This is a genomic window from Streptomyces curacoi (assembly GCF_001513975.1).
In the GTDB taxonomy this organism is placed as follows: Bacteria; Actinomycetota; Actinomycetes; order Streptomycetales; family Streptomycetaceae; genus Streptomyces; species Streptomyces curacoi.
This window is the reverse complement of record NZ_KQ947995.1, coordinates 150,895-171,560: the sequence shown is the minus strand read 5'-3', so window position 1 is coordinate 171,560 and position 20,666 is coordinate 150,895. Positions and strand designations below refer to the sequence as shown.

Sequence of the window (20,666 nt, the reverse complement as noted above, 5' to 3'; positions counted from 1 at the left end):
GCGTCCCCTACCTACTTGAAGTACTTGCTGATCTCGGACACGGGCACGGCAGAGCCGTCGTCACGGCTGATCACGGCCGCGACCTTGGCGTCCTCCGACGCGTGCAGCTTCTTGCTGTAGTCGAGGTGGTTGGAGATATGCGCGCAGGCCTGGAGTACGGATTTGACCTGGGAGGTCCAGATCTCGACGGTCGTCTCCAGGGCGCCTCCCATTGCGAAGTTGTGGGACTTCAGCGAGGTGGCGGCCTGTGTCGTGGAACCGACGCCGTCCTTGTTCGCGCCCGCGCCGGCGACATCCGCCTCCCTACGGAGGCCCTCGCAGAGGAGGAAGGCCTCATGGCCAACGGTACCGAGGTCGTCCTGGTTCACCACCAGGTCACCGCCTCCGCCGCTCCCGCTTCTCTCCGCAGGCAGCTGGTTAAGTTGCATCTGCGTCGAGCGGCGCTGCGCCGCCTCAGCTTTGAGTTGCTCCCACTCGTCCCAAGCCATTCCCCCGCACCTTCCTTGGTCCCCGTGATGCGACAGTCCGCAGCGACTGGCCGCAGTGGCAATACCCAGCGCCTCAACCTACCAACGGTGCTGTTGCGCTAGATCACCTGAACGACAACACATGCATCATTGCTTCACAATTACACTGCCCGTTTCACGCCGCGGATCTGCCTACTGCCCCATGAACGTCGTGTTGCGGCGCCGGGCGCGCACTACAGGGACGGCGATTGCGGCACCCAGCAGAGCAGCAGCACTTACCCCTAGCGTGATCCAGAGAGCCGTGTCGCTGTCATCCTCACGTGCAGGGGCAGCGGCGGACTGCTTGGCCTCCCCGTTCTTCGTCCCAGCAGACTCGGAGACCTTCGGCGACGGCGACTTGGGCTCCGCGGCGGCCAGGTCGGGGAGCGGGTACTCGTCGGCAGGGCCGGGGTCGCCGGGGGTCTTCAGGGCGACCCGGGGACGCACAACTCCGTGGCCAATGTAGTCGTTTCGCTTGGCGCCGCTTGTGGGGCCGGCTGCGGTGTTGATCATGACCCTGAGGACCTGATTGTTGGTCCAGTCAGGGTGCTCCGACCAGATGAGGGCTGCGCTTGCGGAGGCAATGGCGGTGGCGTCACTCGTACCACTGGTCTTGCACAGGCCCGACTCGCCGCTGCACGCGTGGACCATGTCGACGCCTGGCCCTGCCAGGTCTACCTGGGGACCGTACTGTGATGCGGCGGTCTTGCGGAGATCCTGGTCCACCGCGCCCACTCCGACCACCCCCGGCGTGGCAGCGGGGTAAGCGAGAGACGAGTCTCCGTCGTTGCCGACGCCCGCGAAGACCAAAGCTCCCTTATCCAGGGCGTACTTCACAGCCTCGCTCTCTTGATCCCATTCAGCGCTCCCTCCTCCCGCCATGGAAATGTTGATGACCATGGCCCCTGCATCGACGGCGTACCTGATCGCTTTGGGGAATATCGCTGCGTTCAGGGACACACGAATGGGGAGGATCTTCGCCCCGGGGGCGAGGCCGAAAGCACCGTCCCCTCCCCCGCTCTCGCCGGTTCCGGCGATCAATCCGGCCATGCCCGTGCCGTGGTCCCGGTAATCGGTGTGCTGATCGCCTGGGGTGCTTGGCGCGAAGTCCTTTCCCTCCAGTACCCGCCCCAACAGGTCGGGGTTCTTGTCATCGACCCCGCTGTCGATCACCGCGACGGTGACGCCCTCACCCTTGGTGACCTTCCACATCTCCTCCGCCTTCATGGCGGTCAGATGCCACTGCTGGGCACGGATGGACTCCGCATGTGACGGCGTGGTGGCGACGCCCACCAGCAGGGCTGCCAGCACTCCCGGCAGCAGGGTCCTGTGAGTGACGCGCTGCATTTTGCTGGTGGGCATCGGCATTCCTCTTGCGGTCCTAACGAGATCAGTCCACGACAGGCGGTGTCGCGCGACGTACACCCTGCTGCCAGGTCTCTTCATCTTCAGTGAGGTAGGCGGGGCGCTCGCCTCGACGATCCTCAGGACGGGACTCCCCCGGGCGAGAGCCCGGCGGCACCACGGGTCCGCCACGCCCAACCGGTGCGGCACCGTGCTGTGGCTCGCCTGTCCGGCGCACCGCGCCTGGGGCCGAGGGCCCGCCGCGCGTGCCGCCCTGACCTGCAGGGCCCGCAGGACGTCCGCTGCCGCCCGAGACGCCGTGTACCGCTCCTGAGCCGCCTGGGGTGAAGGGGCGTGCGCTCCCCGTCCCGGCCTGCTGGGGACGGCCGCCGACGATGCCTCCAGTTTCCGAGGCGAAACGGCGACCACCCGTCCCACCGCCTGGCGCCGAGGGAGCCGTGCCACGCGCCGTGGTCGAGCCGCCGGCACTGATGGGGCGGGCGTTCACGCCTCCCGGTCCCTGCGGCCGGCCACCAACAATGCCCTCGGGCTGTCCTGCGATGCGCCGGCCGCTCCCCGTTCCGCCCTGGACGGCCCCAGGCCTTCCGGTACCGACAGGCTGGCCCGCTGGTCCACGGCCGTACACACCCTCACCGCCGATCACGGTGCCCCGGGGGATGCCCCCAGGGCCCCGTCCCGGAGACGGAGGCACTGGCCTTCCGCCCGTGATTCCTCCTCCTGCGGTGGGGCGCTGGGCGGCAGGCCCGGTGCCCATCGGAGTCTGCCCAGGGGCTACCGGGGGTCGGAATCCAGGAGAGGGGCGGCCCGCCCCTGCTGAAGGACCTGCTGGCCTTTGTGCGCCTCCAGTCGCCGGGGGCACCACTCCGGGAGGCATCATCGCAGTTCCCTCAGGCCGCCCCCCTGCCATCGGAGGGGCACCCGTCGGCCCCGACGGTGCGGTTGGCGCCTCAGGCAGGGTTGCAACGCTGTCGATTTCCACCCTCGTGGGTGGCTGCGGACTCGCAGCTCCTTCGGAGGGGCCTACGGGGGCATCGGCTGAGGTCTCGGGAGCACCAGCCGATCTGCTGGGTCCGTTACCTTGGCTTACCGAGCCGTAGGTCCGTCCACCAGCCGTAGCCGCTCCGGCCGTGCTGGCTGCGCCTGCGCCTGCGCCACCGGAGCGTGCGAGACCTTCGTTTGTGTCGTCGACAGTCGCCCGCGGCATCACAGCCTTGGGCGGCGGCGGAAACGCCGGCTTGTCCAACGCGTTCATCTGCTCCGCAGACAGCGTGTAGGATTCCCCGAGCTTCTTCATCTGCCGAGCAGCCTCTTGCCGCTCCGCCTCCCGCTTGGCCATCACCATCTGGATGTCCCGGGTGGCGTCACGGGTGACGGAAGCCGAATCGGCGTCCTTGGGCGTGGTCTTCGCTGCTTCCAGGTTCGCCTGTGCCGTGGTCAGGGTGGACTGGCCGTACTTGGTGTCCCGGGGGATCGACGCCTGGACGCTCCCGATCGTGCCAGCGGCTTCGGTGAGCCACTTCGATGCGCCGGAGCTATAGTCCGCCAGCCTCAGTGTCGCGTTCGCGAGGTCTGCGCTCCAGGTGCGGAACGCGTCGGCCCCCTCGCCCTTCCAGCTCACCCACTGCGGGCGCGTCTTCAGCTCCTCGCCAACCTTCTTGATCTCCGCGGCCACCAACACGAGCTTGGCCGCAGCGGCGAGCACCATGCTGGCGTCGGCCTGATCCAGCCAGGCAAGCATGTCCTCGTGGCTCATGTTCTCGAACGACGTCTTGCCGCCGCCCTTGCCTTTGTCGCCCATCTCGTCTCCCCGCTATCCCCGTGATGCGTGACGGGCCGTCATCAGAAGCCCGATGCGCCGGATGTGTCGCCGCTTCCGGAGGTATCGCCCGGCTTCGTGGTCGCTCCACCCGGCGCACCCGGAACCTGCGGCTCGTAGCTTCCGCCGTAGTGCTCGGTCGTGTCCTTGCTGATGGCCAGCATGCGCTGGCTGACGTCGGCGTCCACGTTCTCATAGCCCTTGTGTGAGGCCAGGACCGCGATGCTCATGCCCTCGATGGAGTCGGTGAGGAGCTTGGAGAGCTTCTCAAGCTCCGTCATCACCGTCTCGTACGAGCCAAAGAGGTTGGTTGCCTCGGCCCAACCGTCGGATCCGCCACCGAAGTTGGCTCGCGACGCCACGGTCTGTCCCACCTGCTTCGGACCGGCCGCGCCTTCCCGCAGGTCACGCAGGAGCGCGTCGATGCGGTCTCGGAACTTCGTGAAGGACTGAAGCTCGGTGATGACGTCCCCGACAGCTGAAACGGCTGCCTGGAGGCCTGACCCGACGCCGAATACATCTGCGGCCGCCGATGCTACTGGTCCCCCCAAAAAACCCTCCGCCCGTGCGGCTGGGTCCGCCAGAGGTGCGTCGATCGGCTCGTCCTCCGCCACAGCGTCCTCCCCGTTAGCCAAAGCGTCAGGTATCACTTTAGCTACGGGCACTGACAATTCGCGCCCCTTCTTTGCGGCTGCAAGTAAGTGCACAAGCGGGCAAGTTGGGTGCAGTCGGTCACAACTGAACGTCACGAGTTCGCGACAGTCACTCTCGTCGTCAGTACAACCGGTGGCCGAAAAGCGTTGCTGCCGACCGGTGGCCTCGCAGGGCGGATGCGCCAGTCCGGACCGCAGCCCGGTGAACCAACCGGCAGCGGAAGAGCCACGCCTTGTTTTCCAGCCAGAGCACGAATCCGACTCACGTCAGGTTTCGTGATGCGAATGCCGAGGACTCCCAAGCACCATTCCCTTTGTGCTGTTGGGGCGTTGACTGGTTGTGCGGATCTGGTTGAGCGGATGGTTCCGGACGAGTTGTGGGTCCTGTTCCGGCGGGTGGTGCCGACCGCGGAGCTCAAGCGTAGGCAGGGCGCAAGATCTGCCGGCGTCCGCCAGCCGAGGTTCTGGTGCCCTACGGGCATCACATCTTGTGCTGAAACACCTGGGGGCTTCCTACCCCCTTGTCGATGCTGTACATGATCTCGACACAGTGTGGTCAGTCAAAGCGAGGCATGCAAAAGGTCGGGGCCCTTTGCACCTGCTTCTTGGTGCCCTCTCAACATGTCCTCACTCGGTATTGGAGGACAGCAGGAACTGGCTGGCCTTCCCCGACCAAGTGATCGACAGCTGCTCGCGCGCGTTGCAGAGACGAAGAGCAGTGACTGCTCGCGGCGCAGGTCGGCGGCGTACTGAAGCCGATCTTCGGCCTCAGGCGTGAGGGCGGTAGGTAGCGGCATGTGCTGAGCACCGGTTCCGACGATGGCAACGGCACGGTACTCAAGTCCCTTGATGCGGTGCATGGTCATGGCCTGCACGCCCTCGTCGGGATCGGGGACGCGGGAGTCCTCAACCTTCACCGCGTCGAGCTTGGCGTCGCGCAAGGCTTGGACGGCCGCATCGGTCAGCGCATGAGTCCGGGCAACGACCGCGATCTCATGGGGCTTGATGCCCTCCTGCTGCCACCCTTCAACCCGGTGCACCAACGCGGTCATCTCTTCTGCGGGGGTGCGGTAGCCCTGAGTCTCGGGGATGGCTCCCGAGAGAACGGAACGGTAGCCGCGTAGCTGCTCCGGATTCCCGTCAAGGTCATCGTACTTGGCGTTCCCGAGTAGGTCGAGGGAGGCCACGAGGATCTGCCGAGTGGTCCGGTAGTTGAGGGTCAGCCGCTTGGCGCGACCGCGGATGTTGATGCCGTGAGCGCTGAGGGATGTCCGGTTGTCGTAGATCCTCTGGTGGGCGTCGCCGACGATGAAAAGGTCGTCGTCTCCTTCCGGGACCAGAGCGCGCAGCAGCTTCCAGTGGGCTGCGTGTAGGTCCTGTGCCTCGTCCACGACGATGTGCCGGTATGGCCGCTCCTCGTCCGACCAGCCGGAGGCGATCCGGGCCGCCTGAGCGGCGAGTTGGATGACACCCGCCGACTTCTCTCGGTCGAGTCGGCGCTCAAACTCCTCGATGAGGGACCAGACTTGGGCACGCTCGGGACGGTTGAGCCGTCGGCCACGTCCCGCGCGCTTGGCGACGAAGTACTCGTCGCGGCTGCGGATGTCCTGGGCGAGGACGACCTGCTTCCATTCGGCGTCGAGGAAGCGGCCGTCGAAGCAGTGCCCGGGCTGTTACTGAGCGAGTTCGATCCAGCGGTTGAGGATTTCGCTGTCCTTGAGCCTGCTCGGTGCCTCGGGCCCGAAGGTCTCCTTCACCGTGCCGTAGGCGACCTTGTCGATGTTGCGGACGTCGACCTTGGCCAGTAGCTGGGTGCCACCGAGGTCCTTGAGCTGAGACTTGAGCAGGTTGGCGAGGTTGGTGGTGAAGGTGGTCAGCAAGATGGCCTGGCCAGGCGGCAGGCGATCGGCGAGGGCCCCGACGCGGTGCAGCGCCACCACGGTCTTGCCGGTGCCGGGGCCTCCGGTGACGCGTGCGGGGCCTCTGTACGGGGTCTTCCGTTCGGCCAGGGCCCGCTGAGCGGGGTGGAGGAAGATCCGCCAAGCGGAGAGCGGTTCGGTCAGGATGCGTCCGAACTCCGCGATGTCGCCCGTAACCACGAAGGCTTCCTTGGTGGCTGGGCGCTCGATGGCAGCCTCGTAGTCCTCGGTGTCGATCTCATCCAGTTCCTGTGCCGCGAAGGCCTGGACCCCCTGGCGGGCCTCCTCGCTCATCGCAAGGAAGAGTTTGATGAATGCGGTGGACAGCTGGGCATGGCGGGCGGTCGCGACGTCGAGGAAGCGGCGGAACCACCCGTCTGCGGCCAGTCCCGGCCCGAAGAGCTCACCGATACGCGGTGGCATGGGGCGTTCGGGGATCGCTGTGCCTTCCCACAAGGTGCGGTCGGCAGCGCGGTCGAAGAGGAAGGCCAGGTACTGGCGGCGCAGGATCTCGGAGGCGTCCAGGTAGCAGTCCGGCGGGATGATCCGGCCGGCCAGCATGTGCTCGGGGGTGTGCAGGTAGTAGTGGTTGCGGTTGCCTCGGGGGACGAAGGTGGCAGCCAGGGAGTTGCCAGTGCTGCGTCCTGCTCGGCCGATCCCCTGGGCGTAGTTGGCGGGTCCAGGCGGCATGGAGGCCAGTAGCACGGCCGACAGGTCGCCGATGGCGATGCCGAGTTCGAGGGTCGGTGTGCAGGTGAGCACGTTCGGGTCGAACGCGGAGGCCCCGTTCTTGAAGGCGGCCTCGACCTGCTCACGCCGCTCCCGGCTCAGCGCACCTGTGTGTTCGGCGGTCAGCACGTCACCCGGCCGGTCGACGGTGTACAAGCGCCGGTAGTAGTCGGCCGTATAGTCGCGGTCGTCCTCGACGAACTGGCCCGAGCAGCGGAACCGCAGGCACGCGGTCCCCAGCCACTGCTCACGTCGCCCCGGCGGCACGGTCTGCCGCCAGGTGCAGGTGTTGCAGCGCACGCCGCACGCGTTGACACCGTCCTCGTCGGGTGAGGCGGCGTCGTCGATACGGTGTACAAGGACGTTGCGAGGCTTGAGGGCGTAGACGAGGGCCCCGCCCTCGGCGTGGTAGGTGGCCAGTACGGCGTGCTGAGCGAGCAGCTTCATGGCCAGTTCGGTCACCGCGCGCGCCTCGCGCCGGTCGCAGCCGAGTGTGCGGTGGCCCCAGGCCGCGAACCAGGTGTTGTCCCGGGTGAGGGAGTCGAAGCCGGTGGTGCGGATGCCCCCGGACACCGGGAACACCGGCGCAGCGAGGCTGCGCGGGAAGGCCGGCATGCCAGTCGGCCGACCTCCCCAGATCGGCCAGCGCCGCGCTCCGGCTTGGCGGATGTACTCCTGCAGCCAGGGGTGGAACAGCGCTCCGCGCAATCGCAGCCGTTCGGCCAGGCCCCGCAGGAAGACCTCGTACGCCGTGTCATCGGTCGGCAAGGAGATCTGTCCAGGGAGACGCTGATGCCGATCCCTCAGCTCCGCGCACAGCTGCGGAAGTTCCTTGAGATCGACCTCGACAGCCGCCGTACGGGTCAGCTCCAAGGTGCGGCCCAGGCGGGAGCGCAGGCCGAACTCCAGCAGGGTCTGGAACACCAGGCGGCTGTGGAGCATCTCCGCGCCGGCGTCGCTGAAGCTGTTCGACTCGTCCAGCAGGGTCTGGATGTCGGGGTTCTCTCGCAAGTCTGGGGGAACGATCGAGGCGAGTTCCTCGCGCTTTCCGCCACCGGCGGCCATGACAACGGCCTCTGCGGCATCGGCCGCGAGATGGTGCACCGCGATCGGCTGTCCAGGAGTGAGGTGCTTGGCGAGGAGACCTCGAAGGGTGAAGCCGAAGTTGCGGTTGGCGATAAACGCAGCCCTGTGGGTCGCGTCCTGCACCGCGTCGGTGAACACCAGCAGCTTCCGCTCGCTCTTCGCCAGTCCCCGCTCCGAGAACATCTGCGTGGTGGCCACCGATGCGAGGGTGGCCGTGCCGGCGCCGAGGAAGCGCATGCCATCGCCCAACCCGCATGAGGGGCACTCGTCATCGTTGTCGGCGGGCAGCGGCCCTTGCGGGGTGACGACCGCGACTGTGTCCTGCGCCGGGTTGGTCGACAACCGTTCGTTCTCCGCGTGCAGGTGCAGCACCGGGTACTCATCCGGCCGGGCTCGCAGCATCCAGCGCACGGGCCGCTTCTTCTGCGCGGCAGCCTTGTAGATCTCCAGCGTGTTCGTCTTTAGCTGCTGCCACTCCAGTTCGGTGGACAGCGCGGCCCAGCCCGACCGCCCGCAGTGACGGCAGTAGACCGCCGGAAGGTGGCGCCGGTACGGCGGCCCCACGGGGCGACGCGACGCGTCCTCCCGATCGCCGATCTCGCCGGCGCTGTCGACCTCCGTCGGCTGGTAGATGGCGAGGTGGGCCGGGTTCGGGCGTGAGTCACCTGTCGGGCCGTCGTCGTCGTACCAGCGGAAGTGCGGCTCGGCGGTCGCTGCCCGAATGACGCGCCGGACCTCTCGCACCCACAGCTGCGCCTCGACACGCAGGAACGGAACGGGCTTTCCCGTGACGGGATGCGGAGTGCGAGCGTGTGAAATCAGCGCGAGGATCCGCGCGAAGGCGAGTTCCAGCACGCCCGGGTCGCTGCGGGCCGCTTCGTCCCACGCCGGACCGCCACCGCGCTGCGCGAACTCCCTAGCGATCTCCGGGACGGTCACCGGTGTACTGCCGGCGACGTCAAGGATCGCCTTGACCAGGATGTGCTGCTTCAGCTTGGCCCCGACCTGCAGCGGATCGGTTATCGGCTGACCGAGCATGAGCCGCGCCAGCTCCACAAGGGCTGACTCGTCGTCCAGTGGATCAGGCAACGCGGCCAAGGCAGCGGGAGCCGGGCTAGGAAGCAGGAAGTCCGGTTCATCCACCACTTCCTTGGGCAGCAGCCGGTCCTCACCGACGAGCGCGGCATCCTGGAACGGTGTGCCGAAGACTTTCTCCGCGAACTCCAGCAGCAGTTCACGGTCGGACCGCTCGGGCCCCTCCGCGACCGGCCCGTCGGGCACGCTCCCGCCCAGCGTCGCCGACGTCGCCACCGGCGTGATGTCGCCGAGCGGACGCCCCTCACGTGCCGCTCCGGTCGCCGCTCCGAGGCGGCGCAGCAGCATGGCCACGTCAGTGCCCTGGGCGCCGTCGTAAGTGTGGAACTCATCGAGGACGACGTACGCCAAGGAATCGGACTGCCACAGCGGAACATCCGGAATCCGCTGCAGCAGCAGATCGAGCATCTTGTAGTTCGTGAGAAGGATGTCCGGTGGGTCGGCCCGGATCGCGTCCCGGTCGGTGATCAGCTTCTTGACCGTCGGGTCGCCGGCGAGGGACGTCGATCCGGTGTCACGGCCGTACGAGCCGGGCTCGTTCTCATCCCCGTCTGAGGCCGATCGAGGCCCGGAGGCACCGCCGATGTAGATGCCGGCCGTGACGTCCTTCAGCGCTTCCTCGGTGGCGAGGAAGTCGTCGATACGACGGGCCTGGTCGTCGGCCAGAGCGTTCATCGGGTACAGCAGCAGGGCCTTCACACCCCGCTGTCCTGCAGCCCGAGCCCGCGCGCAGTGCTCCAGGATCGGCACCAGGAACGACTCGGTCTTCCCCGACCCGGTACCCGTCGTGACGATTGTGGGTTCCGGCTGCTGCCCTGCCTTCGACGACAGCCGTTGCCAGGCGGCGGCCTGGTGGGTGTACGGCGTGAGCTCGTCCGGGTGCCAGTCGAGTGCCGCTTCCCATCCCTTCTTGGCTTCGCGGAAGGGCGTCCGGACACGGAGATACGGCCCACGGAACAGTCGGCTCTCCGGGCGCTCCAGGAATGCGTCAAGTTCCTCGCGCACGTCATCGTCGGCGAGCGCGAAGCTCGTCGTCAGGTAGGTGGCCAGGGCTCGACGCAGGTCCTCGGCGACCAGAGAGGGCAGCATGACGGCGGCTTACCTGCTTTCTACCGGAACGTCGGAAGGAGCCAGCTCGGTTTCGGCTCCGCCGAGGAGGTTTCCGTGATCCCCGTGCTCGGCGCCATACGCGGCGTAGTCCCCGTACTCGCCAGCCAGCAGCCGGCCCGTGAAGTCCGCATGAGCCCGGGCCATCTCAGCCTCGCGGTCAGGCTTCACCCAGCCCTCAGGCATATCGGGAGCCAGGTCGCCAGCTCGAGCGGCCTTCACCCATGCCTTGACGAAGAAGGTCTCTTCGGGAGTCTGCCGGATACCGACGTTGTGGGTCGCCGCACCAATCTTGTGCCCGTCTGCGGCGAAGAACATCTCCCACTCGTACTTCCGCAGAACCCCGAATTGCGACCGGTAAATGGCACAGAGTTGCTCGGCGGTCAGTCCCAGCATCACTGCGACGATCGCATCGATCTCGACGAGCGCCATGCGGCGGTCATACTCCGTGCGCAATGGCGTCGCCATGGACCAGGTCGGCTCCACGTCTTGGACCCTGAGCCGACATGCTTCTGTGGCGGCCCATCGATCCGCGAGCCAAAGGGGATCGAACAGCTCCTCCCACCGGGGCGCATAGTCGCGTGTCAGGCAATTGAGTCGCAGGGTGCGCACGAGGAGAGGGGTAACGAGGGGATGAGTGAGAGGTGTAGGGAAGCTGCGAGTCAGCTCAATGTTGACCTTGGTGGCACCAGATACCTTGACCAGATAGTCAAAGGGAAGCGACGCCCACAAACCAGCCACAATACGGTGCCTCGGTTTGAATTAAGCGCAAGCGTATGGACGTTGTCTACATGAGTTGGACCGGGAGGCGGTGGAGCGTTCGCTGCTTGATCCTCTATCTGACGGTGCTGTCGGCCCTTGGGCTGTGACCATGTGGAGGCCCTGGAGGAGAAAGCGGATCTCCGGAGCCTCCGCCGCGCCGATGTAGACGCTGCCCTGGTCCTGGAGCTTTGTTCTCCCGAGCCTATGTCCTGTTTGTTCATTCTTGACATAAGTTGGACTGTGAGGCAGGGGAGGTCGACATGGGTTGGAAAGCAGGCTCACTGCCAGGGTCACTGCACACAAAGAAGGAGCCCGAGGGTTGGGAAGCAGGGTCATTGCCCGCGAAGAAAAAGCCGAGGCAGGGGCCCATCAACAAGGTCAAGGCGGAAGTGGCGGCGGAAGCCGCACAGCATGCCATCGACGCAGGCCGTCACGTACTCGTCTACAAGTTCATCGAGGCAGATCAGGGCCGCTCATCTACCGGCCCCATGACCGGCATGAACGACCAGATCGAGGCGATCGAAGCTCTCGGCTGGACGCTCGACAAGATGTCCGTCACCCAGAGCGAGGTACTGACCGGATCGATCACAGGGTTCACCAAGTACGCAAGCCACCCCATGAATGAGCGCATCGCGCTGGTGTGTATCTTCCGCAGGTCGTAGCCACGACCCTCACTGATCAGCCGGACCGCCCTCCAACTGCCAGAGATCGCGGTAGAAAGCCACCACCATCCTGCACTTGTCGATCAGATCGAGAGCCTCCTCGGGCGGCGCGGTGTCGCAGTAGTCCCGGATGTCGGCGAGGATCTTCGCCAACGCCGGATCGATCTCCTCTGCGAACGCGAGTCCTTCGTCTTCGCTGGCCATGGTGATCACTTCTTCGCGCAGAGGCCGCGGCGCTCAGTCCCGGAGGTAGGGCCGGTGCCAGTGGCGTTCGCTGAGGACCTTGGTCCACTCGGCAGCGAGCCGCTCCCGCCTGTCGTCAGGAAGCTCATCAAGGGTGGGGCGGAGCCCCTCGATGATCTTCGCGACCTCCTGCGGGTCGCGTCGGACGGGCAGACCGAGGTGGTGGGCGATGGTGCGGAGAGTCATCGTGATCAGCTTCTTCGGGGTGGTGATTCCAGTGTGCGCCCCGCTCCGGGCATCCGGCCGAGGGCACATCGAGGGCACATCGGTGCGGGAAACGCCGCGAAACCGCGAGAACCACTGAGAGGCGTTTCCGCAGGTCAGAAGCCCTTCACCGGCATCCGTGCACCTCATAAAACCGCCCAAATCAGTCGCGGGCGAACTCACCTGTGGTGTCACGCGTTCGGCCGGAAGCGGGGCGCAGGAGGCGGGAGAGAGGGCGCGCGTCAGTGTGCGCGCCGGTACCGTCGTGCCCATGGACACGTCCTGGTGGCTGGCGCTCGCGGCGGTGGTACTGCTCGCGCTGGTCGCCGCGCTCGTGGACGGATGGGGGCGCGGGCGACGGCCGGAGGGGCGGCGGGCACGGCGGCCGGAGCGGCCGGACGGGGATGCGCCGGCTCGTCCGGAGCCCGCGGAGATCTGGTGGGCAAGCGTGCCGTACGAGGATGGGCCGGGGGCGAAGGACCGGCCGTGTCTGGTGCTGGCGGTGCGCGGGCAGCAGGTCACCGTCGCGAAGATCACCAGCAAGTACCGCGACGAGCGGTGCGGGGTGATTCCGTTGCCGCCGGGCTCGGTCGGGGACACCCGGGGGCGGGCGAGCTTCCTGGAGACGGGCGAGCTGCGGCACGTACCGGTGTGGGACTTCCGGCGGCGGGTGGGGGTGATGGACCCGGTCGTGTGGGACCAGGTCCGTCACCTCGCGACATAGGGCGCCGTCACTCACCCCCGTCAGGGCCTCGCGGGCCCGGAGCCGGCCGGCCGGCTCATGCCCAGAGCTGCCCCTGGAGCGTCTCGATGGCCTCTTCCGTCGTCGCCGCGGTGTAGACGCCGGTCGAGAGGTACTTCCAGCCGCCGTCCGCGACGACGAACACGATGTCGGCGGACTCCCCCGCCTTCAGCGCCTTCTTGCCGACGCCGATCGCGGCGTGCAGGGCGGCGCCGGTGGAGACGCCCGCGAAGATGCCCTCCTGCTGGAGGAGTTCGCGGGTACGGGTGACCGCGTCGGCCGAGCCGACCGAGAAGCGCGTGGTCAGGACGGAGGCGTCGTACAGCTCGGGTACGAAGCCCTCGTCGAGGTTGCGCAGGCCGTAGACGAGGTCGTCGTAGCGCGGTTCCGCCGCGACGATCTTCACGTCCGGCTTGTGCTCGCGCAGATAGCGGCCGACGCCCATCAGCGTGCCCGTGGTGCCGAGGCCGGCCACGAAGTGGGTGACGGAGGGCAGGTCGGCGAGGATCTCCGGGCCGGTGGTGGCGTAGTGGGCGCCCGCGTTGTCCGGGTTGCCGTACTGGTAGAGCATCACCCAGTCGGGGTGCTCGGCCGCGAGCTCCTTGGCGACGCGTACGGCGGTGTTGGAGCCGCCCGCGGCGGGGGACGAGATGATCTCCGCGCCCCACATGCCGAGCAGGTCCCGGCGTTCCTGCGAGGTGTTCTCGGGCATCACGCACACCATGCGGTAGCCCTTGAGCTTCGCCGCCATCGCCAGGGAGATGCCGGTGTTGCCGCTGGTCGGCTCCAGGATCGTGCAGCCCGGGGTCAGGCGGCCGTCCTTCTCCGCCTGCTCGATCATGTGCAGGGCCGGGCGGTCCTTGACCGAGCCGGTGGGGTTGCGGTCCTCCAGCTTGGCCCAGATGCTGACGTCGGCGGACGGCGACAGCCGCGGCAGGCGCACCAGGGGGGTGTTGCCGACCGCGGCCAACGGGGAGTCGTAACGCATCGGTGGTCAGCGGGCCTTAGACCATGCCGCCGGCCACGGCCGGCAGGATCGTGACGTTGTCGCCGTCGGCGAGCTTGGTGTTGATGCCGTCGAGGAAGCGGACGTCCTCGTCGTTCAGGTAGACGTTGACGAAGCGGCGCAGCTGCTCGCCGTCCACGATGCGGGCGTGGATGCCCGCGTGCCGGCTCTCCAGGTCGGCGAACAGCTCGGCGAGGGTGTCACCGCTGCCCTCCACCGCCTTCTGACCGTCGGTGTACTGGCGGAGGATGGTCGGGATGCGGACCTCGATGGCCATGGCTCAGGGCTCCTGTCGGGAGTAGTCAGTCGGGGGCGCGCGGCAGCGCAAGTACAGCGGGGTGGTGCGTGGGTGCGGCGCCGCGGCTCACGGCCGTACGGCGGCAGGGATTCGCCTCAACAGATGGCGCTGGCGAGCCTGCACAGGTCGACGTGCAGCCGCGCCACGAGCAGCATGCCCGGCGTCTTGTCGCTCACGTCGTGGAAAACCATGGGGTCATCGTATCGATTCCCGGTCCGGGTCCTGGAATGTGATCCCACATCGCGGACGCATTCCGGCCGGGGACTGAGACGTGCCAGGTGGGCGCCTGCGAGCCGCGTCCCCGTGCCCGGCCGTCACCGCGAGTGGATCAGTACATCTCGACCACCCTGACCTCCTCCTCCGTCACCTCGCCCTCGACGATCCGGAACGAGCGGAACTGGAAATCGCCGAGGCCGTCGGTGTCGGCGGTGGAGACCAGGACGTAGTGCGCGCCGGGCTCGTTGGCGTAGGAGATGTCGGTGCGGGAGGGGTAGGCCTCGGTCGCCGTGTGGGAGTGGTAGATGACCACCGGCTCCTCGTCACGGTCGTCCATCTCGCGGTAGAGCTTGAGCAGATCGCCCGAGTCGAACTCGTAGAAGGTGGGCGACATGGCCGCGTTGAGCATCGGGATGAAGCGCTCGGGGCGGTCCGAACCCGCCGGGCCCGCCACGACGCCGCACGCCTCGTCGGGGTGGTCCTTGCGCGCGTGGGCGACGATCTGGTCGACGAGGGCCTGGGTGATGGTCAGCATGTCGGTCAGGATAAGCAGAAGGGCCGTCCCGTACCGAAGAGTGGTACGGGACGGCCCATATGCCGGACACGGGACGCCCTGAGCGGCAGCCGGGAGGGGGCGCCACGAGTGCTCCCTCCCGGCTGGGCGTCCGTCGCCCGAAGTACCGTCGCCGAAGCGTCAGCCGACCTTCTCCAGCTCCGGGTCGCCGCGGCGCTCGGTGAGCTGCGGGTTGCGGCTCTTGAGGATCGCCCAGCCGATGCCGAGGGCGACGGCCCAGCCGGCCGCGACGTACAGGCAGACCCGCGCGTCCTTGTCGTACGCGATCATGCAGGTCACGCCGATGAGGAAGAGGAGTGCGACCCAGCTGAAGAGCGCACCGCCGGGGGCGGGGAAGGACGAGGCGCGCAGTCGGCCGGCGTCGACCGCGGCGCGGTAGCGGATGTGGCTGACGAGGATCATCATCCAGGTCCAGATGCCGGCCGCGGTGGCGACGGAGGTGACGTAGAGGAACGCCTTCTCCGGGACGACGTAGTTCAGGACGACGCCGATGCCCATGAGCGCCACGGAGACCGCGATGCCGACGGCGGGCGTCCTGCGGGCGTTGAGCTTGCCGAACGCCTGCGGTGCCTCGCTGTTGGCGGCCAGGTCGCGCAGCATCCGGCCGGTGGAGTACATGCCGGAGTTGCAGGACGACAGGGCCGCGGTGAGCACCACGAAGTTGACGATGCCCGCGGCGAGCGGGATGCCGATCTTGCCGAACGCGTGGACGAACGGGCTCTCACCGGCGGAGAACTCGGTCCACTTGACGACGGAGAGGATCACCAGCAGGGCACCGACGTAGAAGACGATGATGCGCCAGGGCAGGGTGTTGATGGCCTTGGGCAGGGTCTTCTCGGGGTTCTCGGACTCGCCCGCGGTGACGCCGACGAGCTCGACGGCGAGGTAGGCGAACATGACGCCCTGGAGGGTCATCAGGCTGGAGCCGATGCCGTTCGGGAAGAAGCCGTCGTGCGACCAGAGGTTGGAGACGGTGGCGGTGTCACCGGCGTCGGAGAAGCCGAGGGTGAGCACGCCGAGGCCGATGACGATCATGCCGATGATGGCCGTGACCTTGATCATCGAGAACCAGAACTCGACCTCGCCGAAGATCTTGACGGAGATCAGGTTGACGCCGAAGAGCACCACCAGGAACACCAGGGCGCTGACCCACTGCGGGATGTCCGGGAACCAGAAGTGGATGTAGATCGCGGCGGCCGTGAGCTCGGCCATGCCGGTGACCACCCACATGAGCCAGTACGTCCAGCCCGTGACGAAACCGAAGAACGGACCGAGGAACTCGCGGGCGTACTCGGCGAAGGAGCCGGAGACGGGCCGGTAGAGGAGCAGTTCGCCCAGGGCCCGCATGATGAAGAAGATGACGACGCCCGCGAGGGCGTACATGAGGATGATGCTGGGGCCGGCCTTCGCGATGTTCGCTCCGGCACCCATGAACAGGCCGACGCCGATGGCGCCGCCGATCGCGATCATCTGGACCTGACGGCTGCCGAGGCCGCGCTCGTACCCCTCCTCGGGGGCATCCGTGGCCTTCGCGTCAGTGACCTTCGAAGAGGTCATGTGTAGTGCGCCTTTCTCCATGCCGACCCGGACCTTTCGTCGGCCTCGGATCGGGTCTCGATCCCCCCGGAATGATGGAGCTGAGCGGGCTGGGTCCGCTCGTGCCTGACCGACGATCCGTCGGCCACGTGGCGCACCCGGCGGACATACGGGTGGTGTGCGCCGGGCGGTCGTGAAGATTTATCACGGCCGTAACAGTGATCGGGTAGGGAGCATGTGGCGCATCACACAAGAAGAACCGGACAAAAGCATCGCCGCCGCCCGTAGCGGGCGACGGCGTTGACGGGATCGTTATTCGGATTTGAGCGTCCTCTGAGCGAACACGGAATGGTCACATATCGCCACAAGAACGTTGCAAGCTACGGCATGAGCGTCGCGATCAGCGTCTCCTGGAGCCCGCCCAGCCACAGATACGCCATCACCATCGGCTTGCGCGGGTCCTCGTCCGGGAGCCGGTAGAGCAGGTCGGTGTCGTCCTCGTCGGTGATCTCCAGACGGGAGCCGATGGCCAGACGCAGGTCGTTCAGAGCGCCGAGCCACCGCTGGGACTCCTCGGCGGACAGCTTGAGCACCGCGCCGCCCTCGCCCGCGGAGGCGGAGCTGAGCTCGTCCAGGGAGCGGATCACCGCGAGGGCGTTGTCCCGCTTGCCGGCGCGCAGGTCGTTCTCGGTGTAGCGGCGGAACTCCGCGGAGTACGCCCGCTGCTCCTCGGCCTCCTTGGCCTGCGGGGTGCCCTCGGGGTCGCTGTAGGCGTCCGGGAAGAGGCGCCTGAGGACCGGGTCTGCCGGGGGTTCGCTCGGGCCCTCGGCGAAGAGCTCGGCGAGCGGGTCGTCGGAGGCGTCCCCGGCGGGGCCGGGTCCGATGAGTTCCAGGAGCTGGACGGCCAGCGACCGGATGATGGAGATCTCGACGTCATCGAGGGCGACGGCCGCGCCGCCGCCGGGGAGCGGTTCGAAGGTTCCTGGCATGGAGGCGATTCGCTACTTCCGGTCCTGCGGGCGGGAGGTCATGTCCGGTCCTTCGGGCAGGAGGTCATTTCCGGTCCTGCTGGAGGGTGGCCCACAGGCCGTAGCCGTGCATGGCCTGCACGTCGCGTTCCATCTCCTCGCGACTGCCGCTGGAGACGACCGCCCGGCCCTTGTGGTGGACATCGAGCATGAGTTTGGTGGCCTTGTCCTTGGAGTACCCGAAGTACGTCTGGAAGACATACGTCACATAACTCATGAGGTTGACCGGGTCGTTGTGGACGATCGTGACCCAGGGGACGTCCGGCTCGGGGACGGCGAAGACCTCCTCCGCCGACTCGGTGCGTTCGATCTCTACGGGAGCGGGTGACGTCACACAGCCCATGCTGCCACCGGAGGGGGGTGGTCGCACAAATCCTCGGGCCGACCCGGGACCTAAATCGTCAGACTGACGAAATGGGGGTAGCATCTGTCGTCATGAACACAGCGGACCTTGGGCTGCCGGTGGACGTCCCCTCGACGGCGCTCTTCACGGATCAGTACGAGTTCACGATGCTGCAGGCCGCCATGAAGGCGGGCACGGCCGGGCGACGGTCGGTGTTCGAGGTCTTCACCCGGCGGCTTCCGAACGGACGGCGCTACGGCGTCGTGGGGGGCACCGGGCGCGTCCTGGACGCCGTCGAGAACTTCCGCTTCGACGAGGACGTCCTCAGCTTCCTGCGCGAACGGCGGATCCTCGACGAGGAGACCCTCCAGTGGCTCGCGGGCTACCGCTTCTCCGGCGACATCTGGGGATACCCCGAGGGCGAGGTGTACTTCCCGGGCTCGCCGATCATGCGGGTCGAGGGCAGCTTCGCCGAGTGCGTGCTGCTGGAGACGGTGATCCTCTCCATCCTCAACCACGACTCCGCGATAGCCGCGGCCGCCTCCCGGATGTCCGCGGCCGCCGGCGACCGCCCGATCATCGAGATGGGCGCCCGGCGCACCCACGAGCTGGCCGCCGTCGCCGCCTCGCGCGCCGCGTACGTGGGCGGCTTCACCTCCACCTCCGACCTGGCCGCCGGCTTCCGCTACGGCATCCCCACCGTCGGCACCAGCGCCCACGCCTTCACCCTGCTGCACGACCGCGAGCGGGACGCCTTCCAGGCCCAGGTCAACTCCATGGGCCGGGGCACCACGCTGCTGGTGGACACCTACGACGTCGCCGAAGCGGTGCGTACGGCCGTGGAGGTCGCCGGCCCCGAACTGGGCGCCGTCCGGATCGACTCGGGCGACCTGCTGCTGGTCGCGCACCGGGTCCGGCAGCAGCTGGACGAGCTGGGCGCGACGGACACGAAGATCATCGTGACCTCCGACCTGGACGAGTACGCCATCGCCTCGCTGGCGGCGGCGCCGGTGGACGCGTACGGCGTCGGCACCCAGCTGGTGACCGGCTCCGGGCACCCGACCTGCTCGATGGTCTACAAGCTGGTCGCCCGCGCCGAGTCCGCCGACCCGAAGGCGCCGCTGGTGCCGGTGGCCAAGAAGTCCAGCGGCGGCAAGACCTCCATCGGCGGCCGCAAGTGGGCCGCGCGGCGCCTGGACGAGTACGGCGTCGCGGAGGCCGAGGTCGTCGGCACCGGTCCGGTCCCGGACGGGCTCGCCGACCGGCAGCTGCTGGTCGAGCTGGTCAAGGGCGGCGACGTGGTGGCCCGCGAGCCGCTGGACGTCGTACGGGACCGGCACACGGCCGCCCGCGCGAATCTGCCGATGTCCGCCACCCAGCTCTCACGCGGAGAACCCGTCATCCCGACGGAGTATGTCAACGGGCGCTCGGGTAGCCAGACAGGGGCGTGAAGCGAGCGCGCCCCGCGTGCTCACCCCGTGCCCCCTCCCGCGCCGGACCCGAAGTCTCTAGGCTCGGAAGTTCACGGCCGGGCCCGCTCGCTCTCACCGTCCCGACCCCAGCGTCCATAACCGAAGGACACCGACCATGCGCCGCGCCTTGATCGTCGTAGATGTGCAAAACGACTTCTGCGAGGGGGGCAGCCTCGCGGTGGCCGGCGGCGCCGATGTGGCCGCCGCCGTCACCGAACTGATCGGGCAGGCGGCCGGCTCCGGCTACCAGCACGTCGTGGCCACCCGCGACCACCACATCGCACCCGGCGGCCACTTCTCGGCGAACCCCGACTTCGTCCACTCCTGGCCGGCGCACTGCGTCGCCGGCACGGAGGGCGTCGGCTTCCACCCGAACTTCGCCCCCGCCGTCGCCTCCGGCGCCATCGACGCCGTGTTCGACAAGGGGGCGTACTCGGCGGCGTACAGCGGGTTCGAGGGCGCCGACGAGAACGGGGTGAAGCTGGCCGACTGGCTGCGGGCCAGAGAGGTCGGGGAGGTGGACGTCGTGGGCATCGCGACGGACCACTGCGTGCGGGCCACCGCCCTGGACGCGGTGCGGGAGGGGTTCCGCACGCAGGTACTGCTGGACCTGACCGCCGGGGTGGCCACGGAGACCACCGAGCGGGCGCTTGAGGAGATGCGCGAGGCGGGGGTCGAGCTGTCCGGGAAGCCGGTCGTCGCGTAGCGCTCCGCCGAGCGCTACGCGGGGTGCCGCGATGGGCCGTCGGGCGGCTGCGGGTGCGTCGTGGCTGGTCGCGCCCGCGCGGCGGAGCCGCATATCGACACAGCCCCGCGCCCCTCAGGGCGTTGCCGCGGGGCGTCTCAGTAGCGCTCTGATCGGGTGCCAGAGCTCCTGGGCCAGCTCGGGACCGGTGGCGACACCGTTGTCAGGTGCCGTTCGCCATATCAGGCCATCGGGGTGGTGGAGGACGGCGGTGATCTCGTCCGGGGTGGGCGGGGCCGCGTTGCCCCGCAGGTAGACCGCCCGCATGCCCAGGTTGCGGAGCCTGGTCAGGGCTCGGGCGCGGTTCTGGGCGTGGACGAGGACACGGACGCAGCCCGTGCCGTCGGCGGTGGGTCTGGGCAGGTTCAGCGCCACCACCACGCTGCCGGTCGGCAGCTTGCAGAAACCTCCTGCGGCCATGCGGTCACACCCCCGTGCGAGTCGGTGTCAGGGTCGGCGTCGGTGCCGGTGTCAATAAGCGAAGCACAGGGTGCACCTAAACACGATCGGCGGCAACCCGCCAGGGGGCTGCCGCCGATAGCGCTCTGACCTGCAGAAA

The 20,666-nt window shown here is 67.9% G+C and carries 20 protein-coding genes; 4 read left to right on the top strand and 16 right to left on the bottom strand.

The annotated features are described in order from the left end of the window. Window positions 1-11: 11 nt before the first annotated feature. From AQI70_RS33270 to AQI70_RS40450, 6 genes are all read right to left on the bottom strand, one after another. A complete protein-coding gene (locus AQI70_RS33270; protein ID WP_062156164.1) occupies window positions 12-488 on the bottom strand; it encodes a hypothetical protein in 477 nt (158 codons plus the stop codon). 171 nt (window positions 489-659) lie between these two features. Next, window positions 660-1,868, bottom strand: coding sequence for a type VII secretion-associated serine protease mycosin (gene mycP, locus AQI70_RS33265; protein WP_062156163.1), 1,209 nt, complete (start codon window positions 1,866-1,868; stop codon window positions 660-662). A gap of 1,842 nt (window positions 1,869-3,710) precedes the next feature. Further along, window positions 3,711-4,301, bottom strand: a complete 591-nt coding sequence (locus tag AQI70_RS39865) for a hypothetical protein (protein ID WP_208607497.1) — start codon at window positions 4,299-4,301, stop codon at window positions 3,711-3,713. A gap of 599 nt (window positions 4,302-4,900) precedes the next feature. Then, on the bottom strand, window positions 4,901-5,854 hold the full coding sequence (locus AQI70_RS41010; RefSeq protein ID WP_244181940.1) for a UvrD-helicase domain-containing protein: 954 nt from the start codon (window positions 5,852-5,854) through the stop codon (window positions 4,901-4,903). 159 nt (window positions 5,855-6,013) lie between these two features. After that, on the bottom strand, window positions 6,014-10,258 hold the full coding sequence (locus AQI70_RS33245; protein WP_244181930.1) for a DEAD/DEAH box helicase: 4,245 nt from the start codon (window positions 10,256-10,258) through the stop codon (window positions 6,014-6,016). Window positions 10,259-10,267: 9 nt separating this feature from the next. Then, window positions 10,268-10,762: a hypothetical protein gene (locus tag AQI70_RS40450; RefSeq protein WP_244181929.1), complete on the bottom strand. Its 495-nt coding sequence runs from the start codon at window positions 10,760-10,762 to the stop codon at window positions 10,268-10,270. A 611-nt stretch (window positions 10,763-11,373) separates the two neighbouring features. Here AQI70_RS40450 and AQI70_RS33235 point away from each other — a divergent pair. After that, window positions 11,374-11,700, top strand: coding sequence for a hypothetical protein (locus AQI70_RS33235; RefSeq protein WP_062156160.1), 327 nt, complete (start codon window positions 11,374-11,376; stop codon window positions 11,698-11,700). Between the two features lie 9 nt (window positions 11,701-11,709). Here the strand turns inward: AQI70_RS33235 and AQI70_RS33230 are convergent, their stop codons facing one another. Together AQI70_RS33230 and AQI70_RS33225 are read right to left on the bottom strand one after the other, a co-directional pair. After that, a complete protein-coding gene (locus tag AQI70_RS33230; protein WP_159042726.1) occupies window positions 11,710-11,904 on the bottom strand; it encodes a hypothetical protein in 195 nt (64 codons plus the stop codon). Window positions 11,905-11,937: 33 nt separating this feature from the next. Beyond that, window positions 11,938-12,129 (bottom strand): hypothetical protein, encoded by a 192-nt coding sequence (locus AQI70_RS33225; protein ID WP_062156221.1) that lies wholly within the window; start codon window positions 12,127-12,129, stop codon window positions 11,938-11,940. 289 nt (window positions 12,130-12,418) lie between these two features. Here AQI70_RS33225 and AQI70_RS33220 point away from each other — a divergent pair, with 289 nt between their 5' ends. Further along, entirely contained in the window at window positions 12,419-12,871 is a 453-nt protein-coding gene (locus AQI70_RS33220) for a type II toxin-antitoxin system PemK/MazF family toxin (RefSeq protein ID WP_062156220.1), read from the top strand. A gap of 55 nt (window positions 12,872-12,926) precedes the next feature. Here AQI70_RS33220 and AQI70_RS33215 read toward each other — a convergent pair whose 3' ends face one another. The 7 genes from AQI70_RS33215 to clpS form a co-directional block, all read right to left on the bottom strand. Then, complete coding sequence (locus tag AQI70_RS33215; RefSeq protein ID WP_062156158.1) at window positions 12,927-13,877, bottom strand: PLP-dependent cysteine synthase family protein; 951 nt, start codon at window positions 13,875-13,877, stop codon at window positions 12,927-12,929. A 16-nt stretch (window positions 13,878-13,893) separates the two neighbouring features. Next, on the bottom strand, window positions 13,894-14,172 hold the full coding sequence (locus AQI70_RS33210) for a MoaD/ThiS family protein (protein WP_004000921.1): 279 nt from the start codon (window positions 14,170-14,172) through the stop codon (window positions 13,894-13,896). A gap of 116 nt (window positions 14,173-14,288) precedes the next feature. Then, window positions 14,289-14,384, bottom strand: a complete 96-nt coding sequence (locus AQI70_RS40840) for a putative leader peptide (protein WP_020270288.1) — start codon at window positions 14,382-14,384, stop codon at window positions 14,289-14,291. Between the two features lie 137 nt (window positions 14,385-14,521). Next, on the bottom strand, window positions 14,522-14,944 hold the full coding sequence (locus tag AQI70_RS33205) for a M67 family metallopeptidase (protein ID WP_062156157.1): 423 nt from the start codon (window positions 14,942-14,944) through the stop codon (window positions 14,522-14,524). Between the two features lie 159 nt (window positions 14,945-15,103). Continuing rightward, entirely contained in the window at window positions 15,104-16,540 is a 1,437-nt protein-coding gene (locus AQI70_RS33200; protein ID WP_062156156.1) for an amino acid permease, read from the bottom strand. Between the two features lie 359 nt (window positions 16,541-16,899). Continuing rightward, on the bottom strand, window positions 16,900-17,508 hold the full coding sequence (locus AQI70_RS33195) for a DUF2017 domain-containing protein (RefSeq protein WP_062156155.1): 609 nt from the start codon (window positions 17,506-17,508) through the stop codon (window positions 16,900-16,902). A 64-nt stretch (window positions 17,509-17,572) separates the two neighbouring features. Then, entirely contained in the window at window positions 17,573-17,890 is a 318-nt protein-coding gene (gene clpS / locus AQI70_RS33190; protein ID WP_004000915.1) for an ATP-dependent Clp protease adapter ClpS, read from the bottom strand. A 92-nt stretch (window positions 17,891-17,982) separates the two neighbouring features. Between clpS and AQI70_RS33185 the strand changes: the two genes are divergently transcribed. Next, window positions 17,983-19,341 carry a nicotinate phosphoribosyltransferase gene (locus AQI70_RS33185; protein WP_062156154.1) on the top strand — a complete coding sequence of 453 codons (1,359 nt, stop codon included), beginning with the start codon at window positions 17,983-17,985 and terminating at the stop codon, window positions 19,339-19,341. 136 nt (window positions 19,342-19,477) lie between these two features. Further along, window positions 19,478-20,068 carry an isochorismatase family protein gene (locus tag AQI70_RS33180; protein ID WP_062156153.1) on the top strand — a complete coding sequence of 197 codons (591 nt, stop codon included), beginning with the start codon at window positions 19,478-19,480 and terminating at the stop codon, window positions 20,066-20,068. 114 nt (window positions 20,069-20,182) lie between these two features. Here the strand turns inward: AQI70_RS33180 and AQI70_RS33175 are convergent, their stop codons facing one another. Beyond that, on the bottom strand, window positions 20,183-20,527 hold the full coding sequence (locus AQI70_RS33175) for a hypothetical protein (RefSeq protein WP_004000912.1): 345 nt from the start codon (window positions 20,525-20,527) through the stop codon (window positions 20,183-20,185). Between the last annotated feature and the right edge of the window lie 139 nt (window positions 20,528-20,666).

Bases quoted from the DNA above. Each gene is read 5' to 3' on its own strand.
- AQI70_RS33270 (WP_062156164.1), bottom strand. From the start codon at position 488: ATGGCTTGGGACGAGTGGGAGCAACTCAAAGCTGAGGCGGCGCAGCGC.
- mycP (WP_062156163.1), bottom strand. From the start codon at position 1,868: ATGCCCACCAGCAAAATGCAGCGCGTCACTCACAGGACCCTGCTGCCG.
- AQI70_RS33245 (WP_244181930.1), bottom strand. From the start codon at position 10,258: ATGCTGCCCTCTCTGGTCGCCGAGGACCTGCGTCGAGCCCTGGCCACC.
- AQI70_RS33230 (WP_159042726.1), bottom strand. From the start codon at position 11,904: ATGGCCAGCGAAGACGAAGGACTCGCGTTCGCAGAGGAGATCGATCCG.
- AQI70_RS33225 (WP_062156221.1), bottom strand. From the start codon at position 12,129: ATGACTCTCCGCACCATCGCCCACCACCTCGGTCTGCCCGTCCGACGC.
- AQI70_RS33220 (WP_062156220.1), top strand. From the start codon at position 12,419: ATGGACACGTCCTGGTGGCTGGCGCTCGCGGCGGTGGTACTGCTCGCG.
- AQI70_RS33215 (WP_062156158.1), bottom strand. From the start codon at position 13,877: ATGCGTTACGACTCCCCGTTGGCCGCGGTCGGCAACACCCCCCTGGTG.
- AQI70_RS33210 (WP_004000921.1), bottom strand. From the start codon at position 14,172: ATGGCCATCGAGGTCCGCATCCCGACCATCCTCCGCCAGTACACCGAC.
- AQI70_RS40840 (WP_020270288.1), bottom strand. From the start codon at position 14,384: ATGGTTTTCCACGACGTGAGCGACAAGACGCCGGGCATGCTGCTCGTG.
- AQI70_RS33205 (WP_062156157.1), bottom strand. From the start codon at position 14,944: ATGCTGACCATCACCCAGGCCCTCGTCGACCAGATCGTCGCCCACGCG.
- AQI70_RS33200 (WP_062156156.1), bottom strand. From the start codon at position 16,540: ATGACCTCTTCGAAGGTCACTGACGCGAAGGCCACGGATGCCCCCGAG.
- AQI70_RS33195 (WP_062156155.1), bottom strand. From the start codon at position 17,508: ATGCCAGGAACCTTCGAACCGCTCCCCGGCGGCGGCGCGGCCGTCGCC.
- clpS (WP_004000915.1), bottom strand. From the start codon at position 17,890: ATGGGCTGTGTGACGTCACCCGCTCCCGTAGAGATCGAACGCACCGAG.
- AQI70_RS33185 (WP_062156154.1), top strand. From the start codon at position 17,983: ATGAACACAGCGGACCTTGGGCTGCCGGTGGACGTCCCCTCGACGGCG.
- AQI70_RS33180 (WP_062156153.1), top strand. From the start codon at position 19,478: ATGCGCCGCGCCTTGATCGTCGTAGATGTGCAAAACGACTTCTGCGAG.
- AQI70_RS33175 (WP_004000912.1), bottom strand. From the start codon at position 20,527: ATGGCCGCAGGAGGTTTCTGCAAGCTGCCGACCGGCAGCGTGGTGGTG.